The sequence below is a fragment of the Parapedobacter sp. GCM10030251 genome (genome assembly GCF_042666505.1).
GTDB lineage: Bacteria > Bacteroidota > Bacteroidia > Sphingobacteriales > Sphingobacteriaceae > Parapedobacter.
The window spans coordinates 129,253-142,282 of the sequence record NZ_JBHTDN010000001.1 but is presented as its reverse complement, the minus strand read 5'-3'; the positions used below and the strand labels follow the sequence as shown (position 1 = coordinate 142,282).

General features: G+C 48.2%; 9 protein-coding genes. 1 reads left to right on the top strand and 8 read right to left on the bottom strand.

What is annotated here, in order from left to right; genetic code table 11:
* Positions 1-119: 119 nt before the first annotated feature.
* The 7 genes from ACFQRK_RS00720 to ACFQRK_RS00690 all read right to left on the bottom strand — a co-directional run bounded on the left by ACFQRK_RS00720 (position 120) and on the right by ACFQRK_RS00690 (position 10,039).
* Positions 120-638, bottom strand: a complete 519-nt coding sequence (locus ACFQRK_RS00720) for a glutathione peroxidase (RefSeq protein ID WP_379002634.1) — start codon at positions 636-638, stop codon at positions 120-122.
* A 6-nt stretch (positions 639-644) separates the two neighbouring features.
* Entirely contained in the window at positions 645-1,511 is an 867-nt protein-coding gene (locus ACFQRK_RS00715; protein ID WP_379002632.1) for an N-acetylglucosamine kinase, read from the bottom strand.
* A 72-nt stretch (positions 1,512-1,583) separates the two neighbouring features.
* Entirely contained in the window at positions 1,584-2,885 is a 1,302-nt protein-coding gene (locus ACFQRK_RS00710; protein ID WP_379002630.1) for a TolC family protein, read from the bottom strand.
* 2 nt (positions 2,886-2,887) lie between these two features.
* Positions 2,888-5,998, bottom strand: a complete 3,111-nt coding sequence (locus ACFQRK_RS00705; RefSeq protein ID WP_379002628.1) for an efflux RND transporter permease subunit — start codon at positions 5,996-5,998, stop codon at positions 2,888-2,890.
* 11 nt (positions 5,999-6,009) lie between these two features.
* Positions 6,010-7,074 carry an efflux RND transporter periplasmic adaptor subunit gene (locus ACFQRK_RS00700; RefSeq protein WP_379002626.1) on the bottom strand — a complete coding sequence of 355 codons (1,065 nt, stop codon included), beginning with the start codon at positions 7,072-7,074 and terminating at the stop codon, positions 6,010-6,012.
* Between the two features lie 135 nt (positions 7,075-7,209).
* Positions 7,210-8,529 carry a gluconate:H+ symporter gene (locus ACFQRK_RS00695; protein ID WP_379002625.1) on the bottom strand — a complete coding sequence of 440 codons (1,320 nt, stop codon included), beginning with the start codon at positions 8,527-8,529 and terminating at the stop codon, positions 7,210-7,212.
* Positions 8,530-8,551: 22 nt separating this feature from the next.
* Complete coding sequence (locus ACFQRK_RS00690; protein WP_379002622.1) at positions 8,552-10,039, bottom strand: gluconokinase; 1,488 nt, start codon at positions 10,037-10,039, stop codon at positions 8,552-8,554.
* Positions 10,040-10,134: 95 nt separating this feature from the next.
* Between ACFQRK_RS00690 and ACFQRK_RS00685 the strand changes: the two genes are divergently transcribed.
* Complete coding sequence (locus ACFQRK_RS00685; RefSeq protein WP_379002620.1) at positions 10,135-10,683, top strand: hypothetical protein; 549 nt, start codon at positions 10,135-10,137, stop codon at positions 10,681-10,683.
* Here the strand turns inward: ACFQRK_RS00685 and ACFQRK_RS00680 are convergent.
* Complete coding sequence (locus ACFQRK_RS00680) at positions 10,680-13,028, bottom strand: BamA/TamA family outer membrane protein (RefSeq protein WP_379002618.1); 2,349 nt, start codon at positions 13,026-13,028, stop codon at positions 10,680-10,682. The two genes, ACFQRK_RS00685 and ACFQRK_RS00680, sit on opposite strands and share 4 nt — an antisense overlap.
* Positions 13,029-13,030: the final 2 nt, after the last annotated feature.

The window sequence follows — 13,030 nt, the reverse complement described above, 5'->3', positions numbered from 1 at the left end:
GATAAGATCGTTGGTCAGATAAGATCGTCACAAAAAGTACTTTTCATAATTAGGTTTATAATTGGTTAGTTTGAAGCCTCCTGCCCATCGGGAGGCTTTTTTTATATTTATCGACGAGTTTATAACTTACCGACGAGTTCGGCACTCATAGGTTCTACCTTGCTGCGGAAGCGGTGTATCAGATTCCCTCGCTCATCGATCAAGAACTTCTCAAAATTCCAGTTGATTTCGCCGGTGAAATCCGGATTCTCAACCGAGGTAAGGTAATTAAACAGCGGCGAAATATCATCGCCCGCCACACTGCTCTTTTCGGCTAATAAAAATGTGACGCCGTAATTCTTTTCGCAAAACCCTTGAATCTCCTCATTGCTTCCCGGTTCCTGCCCACCGAAGTTATTAGCCGGAAAACCAATGACGACAACCTTATCAGCGTATTTTTCCGACAATTCCTGCAAACCTGCATACTGCTTGGTATATCCACATTTGGATGCCGTGTTGACGATCAACAACTTCTTCCCCCTAAATTGGGATAAATCTACCTTTTTCCCATCAATGGAGATGAAACTGAACTGATACACGTTCTCAGCGGGCTTAACCCATAATACCACCGCTGCCAATACCAAAAAAATTGATTTCATAACCCCTTACAATTGTATTTCGTAATTTTTTTCCCGCTGGATGATGTAGTGGAACAGCTCCTCGATGGGGCGCCTTAGCACCTTTCCGATTTTCACTCCATGCTGATCACATACCTCACGCAACTGTTCAATGAAATAAAAAGCTACCGATCCAACAAAATGACATACGTAATCCCGATAATCGGGATACGGTTTAATATTGGTAACCAAAAATTCTCTAAATCCGGCCTTAATCAGATCATCTACGTACGGATGTGTTATGTGATCGCTCAAAAACACTGCAAACGACGCCAAATAGGCATTGGGAAAAGCTCGTTGGTAAACATTTTTGATGACAATTTCCTTATTAAGGCGGTATTTCGCACGGAAGGCGGCCGCAAGGTCTGCCGGCATGGTCCCATATAAGAATTGCGTGATCAATTGCTTCCCAAACCAAACGCCGGACCCCTCATCACCCAGCACGTAACCAATGCCCTGCCGAGTGGGAAGCACCTCCTCCCCATCAAAGAAACTGACGTCAGATCCGGTACCCAATGTAGCGATGTATCCTTTTCGGTTTCCACACGTTGCGTAGGCAGCGCCCACCAAGTCGGTCTCCACAGAAATGAAAGCATGAGTAAATAGCTGTGACAACGCATTTGAAACCATCTCCCGCCTGTCAGGACTCGTACAGCCCGAGCCAAAAAAATATACCTCGCTGACTCGATCTGCATACGGTATGATTTCTTCCGCATTTTGGATGACCTTTGCGATGTCTTTTTCGTTTACGAAAAATGGATTTAGCCCCTTCGTTGTAAATGTCAACCGCTCGCCTTCGGGCAATGCCAACATCCAATCCGATTGGGAAGATCCACTATCTGCTACCAATATCATAAAATATAGCGTTTACGCGTTAGCTTTTTTCGGAATATCAAATTTAAACAAAATTTGACATAATACACAACTTCACTTCATCTTAAGCGTCCCCGCGATCTGATTTAAGGTGATTTCGGCCAGTTTGGCTTGATATTGTGCGGTGCTGAAACGGGCACTCGCATCCACAAAATTCCGCTGTGCTTCCCGGAACTCCAAGGGAGCGATGCTGCCCAGCTTGAATTTCTCGAGAGTGATATCCATATTTTGCTTGGCAATCTCTTTATTTCGCTCTTCCAGACGTACCAGCTCGAGATTCATCAGATAGGTTTGGTAGGCGGCAAGCAACTGCGCCTCAATATTCTGTTTGACCTGATCAACCGCTATCTCAGCAGCTTCCATGGTAAATTGAGCATTCCGTTCATTTCGTCGCTGCTGAAATCCATTGAATAGGTTCATAGAGGCCGAAATGCCATAACTAAATCCGTTGTTTTTCGATCGCGTAGAAAAACCTAACTCGGTACGGGACTGTGAGCGCGTGTAGGCCGATGAAAGACTAACAGCGGGATACCGTTCTCCCTTTACGCGCTTCAATTCCAACTCGGCAATCCGATGGCTGATAATAGCCGATTGCAACGTCGGATTCAGCTCCTTGGCTTGCTGGGACAGCACCTCATAATGAAGGTCATTCCCAATTATGATGGTATCCGCAACGCTGAATGCGGTATTTACGTCGCGTGCAAGCAATTCGTTAAGTCGTATTTGCGTACTTCGGTATTGGTCTCGCTGTCGCAACAGATTGGTCGTATCGGTATTGAGATCCACACTTGCCGCTAAGACTTCTAATTTTGAAGCTCTCCCAATCTGATACCTGTTTTCCGCGGTTTGATACCGAAAGGCCGACAAATCCAGTGCGGTTTGCGTCGCACTGATTAACTGATGCTGCTGGACCAGATCAAAGTAACTGCTCACCACATCATAAACGGTAGACAAGATCGCGGCCTTTAGATTTGCGTCACCCAAAGCTTTGAGCTGTTTGAGTTGCTCATAGCGGGTAAACATCTGCAGTCCATCGAAGATGGTCCAATCCAAACTTGCGCCATACGCAGATGAGCTGGTTCGGTTTCCGCGTACGGCGCGGGTTTCTCCGCTTAGTAACGTTTGTGTCGTATTTTGGATGCCCGCCGCCGATGACACATCCGCACTTAACGAAGGCAACATACCGGCATTTCCGATCGCTACGTTATTCGCTGCAATGGCTACATCCTTTGATACCAACCGAATATCGTAATTGTTCTCCAGCGCTATGGCCACTGCTTCTTCCAAGGTCAGTTCCTGTTGTGCGGTTCCCCAAAACGGGATTAGGTAAAATGCGAAAAAAATAAATCTCTTCATAATTAATGAGCTCCTGCCATCACTTCTTCCTCAATGCGTTTCGCTTCTTCCAATTCAGGATTCACTTTATGTTCCCTAGACCACATGGCATAAACCGCGGGAATGATATACAGCGTAAGAACCAATGAAAAGAGGGTGCCCCCGACAATGACCACGCCCATCCCGATGCGGCTTGTCGCTGCGGCACCCAACGCCATAGCGATGGGAAGCGCACCAAGTGAGATCGCCAAACTGGTCATCAATATTGGACGCAACCGGGCTTCGGCCGCCTCAACAATCGCCTCCCGTACGGGCCGGCCCCTTTCTTTCAGTTGATTAGCAAATTCAACAATCAAAATACCGTTTTTAGTAACCAGTCCGATGAGCATGACCGTGCCGATCTGACTGAATATATTCCAGGATTCTCCGGTGATCCACAATGACAGCATAGCACCGGCTACGGCCATCGGAACGGTAAGAATGATAATAAAAGGGTCCAGAAAACTTTCAAATTGGGCAGCAAGAATCAGATATACCAGCAATAACGCCAAACCGAACGCAAAGAGGGTGTTCGAACTACTCTCCCGGAAATCCCGCGATTCACCACCTAAATCAACCGAAAAGCTGTCATCCAAAACCTTTTCCGCAATTCGATCCATGGCATTGATTCCATCTTCGATGGTTTGTCCTTTCGCCAATGATGCCGAAACTGTGGCAGACATAAAACGATTATTGTGGTAAAGCTGAGGAGGGCTGCTTTTCTCAACCATGCTGACAACGTTGTCAAGTTGAATCAAATCACCGGTGGAACTGCGAACGAATATCGTCGCCAAATCCAGCGGCGAACTGCGGTCCGTATCAGAGAACTGACCAATGACCTGATATTGCTTTCCATTCATCAGGAAATAGGCAAAACGTTGTCCGCTTAATGAGAGTTGCAACGTCTGTGCCACGTCCCGCACGGATACACCCAAGCTTTGCGCTTTATCCCGATCGATGCTTACATTCAGCTCGGGCCGATTGAATTTCAGATCCACGTCCACATTTACGAAAGTCGGATCGGCCGTCGCTAAGTTCATAAATTCAGGTATCTTTTCCTGCAATTTGGCAAAATTTGGTGCCTGTATAATGTACTGGATCGGCATTCCACCCCTGCGGCTAACCGAAATTGTAGGTTGCTGTGAAATGAACGTCCGAGCCTCTGTAAACACTCGCGTCTGCCGGGTTAGCGCCTCGGCAATTTCTTCCTGAGATCGTTCCCGCTTTTCGGGCGGGACCAGACCGATCCGCATCATGCCTGTGTTGGGTGAACCTGTTCCCGAGAAACCCGGAGAAGTGTTAACCATATTTACCGATTTTTCCGGTACAGAATCATTCACCAATTGAATCAACTTCAACATGAAACGATCCATATATTCGAATGTACTTCCCTCCGGAGCGGTCACGCTGGCGCGGAGCAAGCTACGATCCTCGTAAGGCGCTGTCTCTTTCCGCAGGTGTACCCAAAACCACCCGATCAATGCAAAACAAATGATCAATATGGGAAAACTGATCCATTTCGCCCGCATAAACCGCTTCAAGGAGTCGGCGTATCCGGTTGTCATCTTCACGAAATACGGTTCGGTTACGTTGTAGAGCCAGGAGTGCTTGGCTCCGCCCGGTCGCATCAAATAGGCGTTAAGCATCGGCGTGAGCGTTAACGAAACGAAGGCCGAGATCAACACCGCGGCAGCAATCACTACGCCGAATTCCCGGAATAGCCGGCCAACAAACCCTTCCATAAACATCACCGGCAAGAACACGGCCGCTAGCGTTACGGAAATCGAAATCACCGCAAAGAAAATTTCATTGGCCCCTTTGATAGCCGCCATGATGGGCGACATTCCCTCTTCGACCTTCTTGTAAATATTTTCGGTTACCACAATGCCATCGTCGACCACCAACCCCGTTGCCAGCACAACAGCCAGCAACGTCAATACATTGACCGAGAATCCGAGCAGATACATGACAAAAAATGTCGCGATTAAGGAAACAGGTATATCAATCAGCGGTCGGAAAGCAATGCCCCAATCGCGGAAAAAGACAAAAATAATAAGGATGACCAGTACCAACGCAATGACAATCGTTTCGCCCACTTCCAATACGGATCGTTTGATGAATAACGTATTATCCATGGCTACTTCCATCTTGATATCACTCGGCACCTCGTTCTTCAATTGCTCGAAGCGTTCATAGAACGCATTCGCAATGTCAATGTAATTGGTACCGGGCTGCGGAATAACTGCTAAGGCTGCCATCACCGCCCCGGATTCCCTGAATTCACTTTCCAGATTTTCCGGACCAAGCACAGCACTGCCGATGTCCCCGAATCGAATGATCCGGTCGCCCTCCGAGCGAATAATCAGGTTATTAAATTCCTCTTCAGTCGTTAAATTGCCAATGGTCTTTATCGCCAATTCGGTGTTTTCACCTACGATTTTTCCAGAGGGCAATTCGACATTCTGGCGATTCAGCGCGTCGCGGACATCAAGTGGCGTAAGCCCATATGCCGATAGGCGCATCGGGTCGATCCATAGCCGCATAGCATACCGCTTTTCACCCCAGATCTGAACTGAACTAACGCCTGGCAGCGTCTGAAGGCGCTGGGCGATCACATTGTCGGCGATATCTCCCAACTCAAGTGCAGAACGGGTCTCACTTTGAGCAGTCATTACAATAATCGGTTCTGAATCCGCATCAGCCTTTGAGACCACCGGCGGCGCATCGATGTCCTGCGGCAAACTGCGCATTGCCTGGGATACCTTATCACGGACATCATTCGCCGCTTCTTCCAGGTCTTTACTTAATAAAAACTCAATATTAATACGGCTGGAACCTTGACTGCTTGATGAGGAAATATTACGGATACCGTCAATTTGGTTGATGGAACGTTCCAGCGGTTCGGTAATCTGGGATTCAATGATATCCGGATTTGCACCCGCATAGCTTGTCCGTACCGATACAATCGGTGGATCGATGGACGGGAATTCGCGTACGCCCAGAAAGGTATATCCGATGACTCCGAATAAGATGAGCACCAGGTTCATCACAATGGTGAGAACCGGCCTTTTGATACTAATGGTGGAAAGACTCATGGCCTTTGAATTTATGGGTTTTCAACAACCTGCACACGGATGGGCATATCGTCTTTCAATGACATGATACCCGATACCAGGACGGTATCGCCGATATCCACGCCGCTCATAATCAACACATCCGTACGTGTACGGCTTTCTGCCTCCACGGCTGTTGCTTTGGCTTTCCCATCTTTGAGCAAATACACTTGTTTTCCATTTTGCACCGGGATTACCGCCTCCGTGGGCACCAATACGGCATCCAAGACATGCTCCAATGGAAGCTCAATACGCGCAAACGAACCAGGAAAAAGTTGTTCCCCTGGATTTTCCGCCAGCGCACGGACGCGAATGGTACGTGTCGTGGCATCCACACCCGGTTCGATGGCATAAATCTCAGCATGATACCGGGCATTCGATCCACTGATTCCAAAATAGATTCCCTGACCCGTTCGGATCTGACTGCTGTATTTTTCAGGAACGGAAAACAGGATTTTAACAGGATTTATACTCAACAAGTTAGCTACCACCGTGCTTGGCGTAAGATATTCGCCTTCCGAAATTGATCGAAGTCCTATCCGACCGCTAAACGGTGCGCGTACCGTCGTTTTGGCAATCTGCGCGCGGATAAGGATAGTCTGTGCTTTCGCCGACTCATAATCGGCATGCGCGACGTCGTATTCCTGTTGGCTGATTGCCTCTTTTTCCAGCAGTAAACGGGCTCGGTTTTCATTATCTTCCGCTAACTTTTCCGTACTTTGCGCTTGGATAAGCTGCGCTTGCAATTCCGAATCGTCTATCCGTAGGAGCACCTGTCCCTTTTTAACCATTCCGCCTTCCTGAAACGAAAGCTCACGCACAATACCCGACACCTCACAGCGTATTTGCACCTGTTCATTGGGCTCTATCGAGCCCGAAAGGGTAATGATGTTTGAAAACTCCCGGGGTTTTACCACAATCGCATTGACCTCCATGGGACCTCCTCCACCGGTTTGAGCGGGCGGTGTTATTTTTGTTTTGTCATTTCGCGTCAAGCGATAACTCACAAAGGCCACAGCAACAATCGCTATCGCAATATACAAGTACTTTTTCTTCATTTTAGTATCTGAAATAAGGTTCAGGGAAATCCCTTCCCCTCATAAAGCATAAAAATACGCCTTTTGGTTGCCAAAACTACAGCAACTCACAACTATTTCATTGCTGTATCACATTTTTTACCGAGTCAGCGTGATTTAAATGTAGTTATTCAATACCAAAACTCCGATCAGTCCAACAATCGAGACGATCGTCTCCATAAGTGACCATGATAAAATTGTGTCGCGGATACTGAGGCCAAAGTATTCTTTGAACATCCAAAACCCTGTGTCGTTAACGTGTGAGAACATCAGGGAGCCCGCACCAGTGGCCAATACCATGAGCTCTGGACTCGTATGGGTAGCTTCAATCAACGGCACGGCGATACCGGCCGCCATAAGTCCGGCAACCGTCGCCGAACCGAGCGCTACGCGAATCGCAGCAGCAATTGCCCACACCAGTACCAACGGCGACAGCGACAAACGCCCAGCCCATGCCGCAATATGATCGCCCACGCCACTGTCTACCAACACTTCTTTAAAGGCGCCCGCAGCGCCGATAATAAACAGAATAATCGCAATACTACGAACAGAATCCTCCAAACTATCCATTACCTCTTTCATGGATTTTCCCCGAGAAATCCCCATGGTATAGACCGCTACGAACACAGAAATCAGCAATGCAATGTTGGGATTTCCCACAAAAGTAGCTGCAGCCAAAACCGTCGAATCTGCCGGCAGAACAAAGGACAGTGCCGAGGCAAGAGCAATGAGAAGTACCGGCAGCAGGCCAGTAAGCAAACTGGTCCAGAATCCAGGGATGTTTTCCTCGGCAACTAATTCAACTTGGGCAAACTGAACGGGCGGATTGGGCCGGATACCTTTCAGCGCCCAAGAAAAAAATACGCCTCCCAAGAGGATGGCTGGAATCGCTACCGCTACTCCGTAAATAAGTGTTAGTCCCATATCTGCTTTATACAGCGCACCGATCGCTGTTGGCCCCGGATGGGGAGGCAAGTAGCCATGCGTCACGGACAAGGAGGCGAGCATGGGCAATCCTACATAAATAAGCGGTAGCCCCGTCTGGGCTGCAATCGCGAAGACAAACGGCACCAGAATCACAAAACCGACGTTGTAAAACATGGGGATACCGACTGCAAACCCAATAAGTACTACCGCCCATTGTACATTCTTTGTGCCGAATGCTCGAATCAGGCTCGTGGACATCCGTTGTACCCCACCTCCATCTGCTATCAATTTGCCGAGCATCACGCCAAAACCCAAAATCAGCGTCAATGAGCCCAAGGTGCTTCCGATTCCCTGTTCGATCGAGGTCATCACATCCGATACGGGCATACCGAGTGCTATGCCCACCGCCAGCGAAGTAATGAGCAGTGAGAAAAACGCGCTAAGTTTAAAGACAATTACTAGAAGCAGAAGTAATAAAACGCCGCATATAACAATAATAATAGGTATCATATCAAATTGGTTAGCTGTATAATTAAAATTCGTCCTTTACCTTTTCATACAACCGTTCAAATCGGTTGAAATTTTCCATGTATATATGCCGGGTTGTTGCATCGGGTGAATAAATTTTCTTTGCCGAGTTATCGTTAAACTCACCAAAGTCCACCAATTTACCGAACGCTTTTAACGCGGTCATGTAAGCACCCATTGCCGCGCCTTCTACATGGTCATGCACAACCACTTCCTTATTGAATACGTCGGCCAGCAATTGGACCCATAACGGTGCGCGGGCAAAGCCGCCGCTGGCATGGATCATCCGGATCGGCCCAGCAATCTCCTCAAGTACTTTGCCTACGCTGTATAAACCGTAGATCACACCTTCAAACACAGCTCGTGTAAAATGGGACCTCTTGTGATGCATCTGCACGCCGAAAAATAAGCCCTTGGCTGCTGCGTTCCAATGGGGGGCACGTTCACCCGCAAGATAGGGCAAAAAGAGGAGCCCCTCCGCTCCTGCGGCTACCGAAGCTGCTTCTTCGGCAAGGGCTCCATAAGGATCCGCGTCCAGATTACCCGCAATTCCGAAATTGTCTTTGTACCATTGAAGCACCACGCCTCCGCTGTTAACGGCTCCACCCAGCACAAATGTATTTTGGGTAAGCACGTAACTGAATGTGCGGGCTTTCTTATCGGTTATTGGCACGTCGGAAGTCATCCGCACCGCGCCACTGGTACCGATGGTAACAGCAGCGTCGCCGGGTGTGATGGCATGTGATCCCAAGTTAGCCATACATCCATCGCTGCCACCGATAACAAACGGTGTATCCCTTGGAATACCCATCGCCCGGGCACTAGCCTCGTCAATGCCCGAGATCACCTGAGTGATGGGCACTGGTTCGGACAGCTGCTCTTCCGATATGCCTACCAGATCCAACGCGGGCCGATACCAGCCAAGCGCATGGATATCAAACAAACCTGTCGCAGACGCGATGGATTCATCGACCATGTATCGCCCAAAGAGTTTATAAAAAATATATTCCTTGATTGAAATAAACTTGTATGCTTTATTGAATACGGCAGGAAGGTGCGCACGCATCCAGCCCAGTTTACACAGCGGGGACATAGGGTGTACCGGTGTTCCGGTTTTTGAATACACCTCAAAGCCTTTGGCGCTATTTTTCAGATTGCTAGCAAAGATTTCGCTTCTTGTGTCAGCCCAAATGATACAAGGAGTCATTGGTTGGTGTTGCCTGTCCATGGCAATCAGTCCGTGCATGGCACTACTGAATCCGATGCCCGATAGCTTGGCTTGGCCAAACCGTCTTCCAACCAATCGTACGGTCGCCGAAATTGCCTCAATGACCGCAGAATACAGCGTTTCCGGAGACTGCTCAAAATATCCGGGCTGAGGACTCAGAATCGGATAACCTACGTGGTAGTCGGCAACTACTTCTCCCTCCTCCCGAAAGGCAATCGCCTTTGTACCGGAGGTACCAATATCGACCCCTATTATATACTCCATGGACACCGTTCTGTTATAACTGGAAATTTATGTCGTCCGCACAAATATATAAAAATGCGCAACTCTTGCGTTTTTTACTTAACATTGTAAGTCCATTGTCAACGAAGCGTATGCGGATATTTCTGTACCTATTAGCCTTGCTGTGGTTTCCCGTTCTCTGTGATGCGCAGGATCTTCGCAGTATCAATCATTTTATTGTCAAGGAAAACCTGATCAAAAATGGCAAATTGGCAATTATTGCTACCGATGCCGACGAAAATCCACTCGACTCTATTTCGGGAACCTACCAATTCGTCATCAATGGATTTGAACAATCCTTGAAATTCAACGAAGGGGTAGCCATTACACCCCATGCAATGGAGGCATCTGCCTTCGTATTCATCAAACACCGTAATCAACAGGGTTCACACGGACGGCTCTATTACGTGTTAAGAAATGACGGAGGCCTGAACCCGATTGCCATCAATTGGTACTACCTTATCCTTATCCCAGCGCTCATTCTGTTGATCGCTTACTTATTCAAGCGGCTGATGATTTTGGCTTTGGTTATCCTGGCTGGATTCTTTATTTTCAATTACAGCAAAGGCTTGAACCTGGAAAATTGGTTTGAAACCATTACACATGGAATCAAAGCGTGGTATTAAAATGGCATACCGATACCAAAATTGTACTGAATGAAGTTATAACGATCGGGAGCATTGGTAAGGCGATATTGTTCCTTAAATTCCCTGCTATTAAAAAGTTCCGAAATCACCCACTGTTTCGAACCTTCAAACTGCGGATCACGGACTTTCATACCGGCATCCAGTCTGACTACAAAATAATCGAGGTCAAAGCGTAGGCCCGCCCCCGCGCCCAGCGCAATTTGCCCAAGAAATTGGTTGAACCTGAACTCCCCGCCCGGATTCAGTTCATTTTCCCGTATCCGCCATATATTACCAAAATCTGCAAACGTTGCAGCTTTTAATTTTGCACCGAAAATATCGTTCACCAGCTTAAACCGATACTCGACGTTGCCTTCCAGTTTGATTTCGCCCAATTGGTCCAGATTACGAAGATTAAGGCGCAGGCTTGGATCCAACACCTTCCGGTTATAATTGCCGGGGCCCAACGTACGTGCCTGCCAGGCTCTCATGCCATTCATACCGCCCCCGAAAAAGCTTTTTTCAAAAATCAACAAACTGGAGTTATTCCCATACGGTATAGCTATCCCCGGATTGAGCCTTACCACCAATTGGCGGTCGCCACCGAGATACCGATAATAGCGCAGATCTACCTCACCTTTGGCATACTGGAGATAGGGAACACCAAGTACCTCCTTTTCTCCGTCCTCGTTCCGTCTAAAATTGATGGCCTGGCTCGCCAACCCCAACAAATTGCCGCTGAGATCCAACGCCCCCCGGAAATATAAGAAATCCTCCAGGCGCGATAATTTAACGGAATTGACGGTATAGGTGTATTGCGATCCCAATCCGAAATACGCACGGTTGTTGCTCCGCACATACAGCAGGAACCCTTCGCTGATCAGTCTCTGGGCGAATTCGTCATTCAATTGCCCATAGCGGTACTCTAGCACAAGTGGGGCAAGCAAATGCTGTTTATAGCGGCTGCTGTTCCAATTATATGACAAGGTCCCGCTAAAATAACGATTCGAATAGGTCTGAAATTGGTCAAACGCCTGGATATTGAGTGAAAAAATCGTCCGCGGCAACCCACTCGTTCCGACCGGCGGAATAGCAAATGGCGTAATCAACCGCGGAACGGTAATGTTAACCCCTGCCTGAAAATCGTTATTGAATACGCGATCAAACAAATTTCCCGACAGACGGGAATCGAACAATACACCGTATCGCAATTTCACTTCCAATTGTTCAAGTCCCCCGAACAAGTTTCGGTGTGTAAACGTGTTGCCGATGTTGAAGCCACTCATGCCGGAATTAAACGTATACTCGCCTTCAATCTGATTACCCATATACGCCCTGGGTACCAGCTCATAGTGAACATTCAGCCGATTGGTATCCGGTTTATCGTACGTAATTTTAACGCTGCGGAACCCATTTAGTTCATAAAGCCGGTCGTACGTAAGGTCCTCCATAACCACGTTGTACCGATCACCCTGCCGATGAAAAAGATAACGCTCAATGGGAGCTGGCCGGAAGCGGCCCGTATAGTCTTCGAAATAAAGATCGCCCCCTGAATTGGACAGCAGGGGGCGTTCCCGATTCAGTTCGCGCCGATCGTGTCGAATGGTCACAAAACTGGAATCGATCACATAAGGAGTGTGGCCCGTGCTTCCCTCCGGATTGTCGATGATCAGCTTCAGGTCCGCTTGATTATTTCGTAGGGCGGTATCCACGTCCACGCGCATGTATTGCCTCAAATAATCGTAGTAACCTTCCCGGCGCATCAGGTGGTAGATTCGCTCCCGCTCCACAACCAACGAGTCTTCGTCGTAGCGCATTCCCGGCCTGATCCTGCTTAACGCGACACGCTGTTCTGCATACAGTCGGGCCAAATCAGGGTCGGCAATATCCACAGCTACGTTGCGTAAGGTGAATGGTTGCCCAGGTATCGCGTGAAAGCGGACGTGCGCCCGTTTCCCTTTGGTAACAATATCGTTGCTCACTGACGCATTGAAGTACCCTTTTGACCGCAAATAGCGATTGATCTGCTGCGTCGAAAAATCTACCAGTGCGCTATCCAAGATATGCGGCGGTTCACCCACGTTGCGGATGTTCTCCGTCCGGTAACGTCCCTTTTTGGCATTTGCCAGGTTGTAAACAAACAAGTTAATGCGGGAATTTGGGCGGATATCCACCGGTATATATGCCTGTGCCCGCTCCTCGAGCGATGGATCGATTCCCGTTATTTCGGTCTTGGTGACCAATGTTTGCCCGTCTTCCAATAATCGGGTTGAGCGACACGATACGGATAATATCAGCAAAAGCCCTATACTTGCATATGCAAAAAAGCAATCCCGTTTAACCATTG

Coding starts and splice junctions, on each gene's coding strand:
- ACFQRK_RS00720 (WP_379002634.1), bottom strand. CDS start 638: ATGAAATCAATTTTTTTGGTATTGGCAGCGGTGGTATTATGGGTTAAG.
- ACFQRK_RS00715 (WP_379002632.1), bottom strand. CDS start 1,511: ATGATATTGGTAGCAGATAGTGGATCTTCCCAATCGGATTGGATGTTG.
- ACFQRK_RS00710 (WP_379002630.1), bottom strand. CDS start 2,885: ATGAAGAGATTTATTTTTTTCGCATTTTACCTAATCCCGTTTTGGGGA.
- ACFQRK_RS00705 (WP_379002628.1), bottom strand. CDS start 5,998: ATGAGTCTTTCCACCATTAGTATCAAAAGGCCGGTTCTCACCATTGTG.
- ACFQRK_RS00700 (WP_379002626.1), bottom strand. CDS start 7,074: ATGAAGAAAAAGTACTTGTATATTGCGATAGCGATTGTTGCTGTGGCC.
- ACFQRK_RS00695 (WP_379002625.1), bottom strand. CDS start 8,529: ATGATACCTATTATTATTGTTATATGCGGCGTTTTATTACTTCTGCTT.
- ACFQRK_RS00690 (WP_379002622.1), bottom strand. CDS start 10,039: ATGGAGTATATAATAGGGGTCGATATTGGTACCTCCGGTACAAAGGCG.
- ACFQRK_RS00680 (WP_379002618.1), bottom strand. CDS start 13,028: ATGGTTAAACGGGATTGCTTTTTTGCATATGCAAGTATAGGGCTTTTG.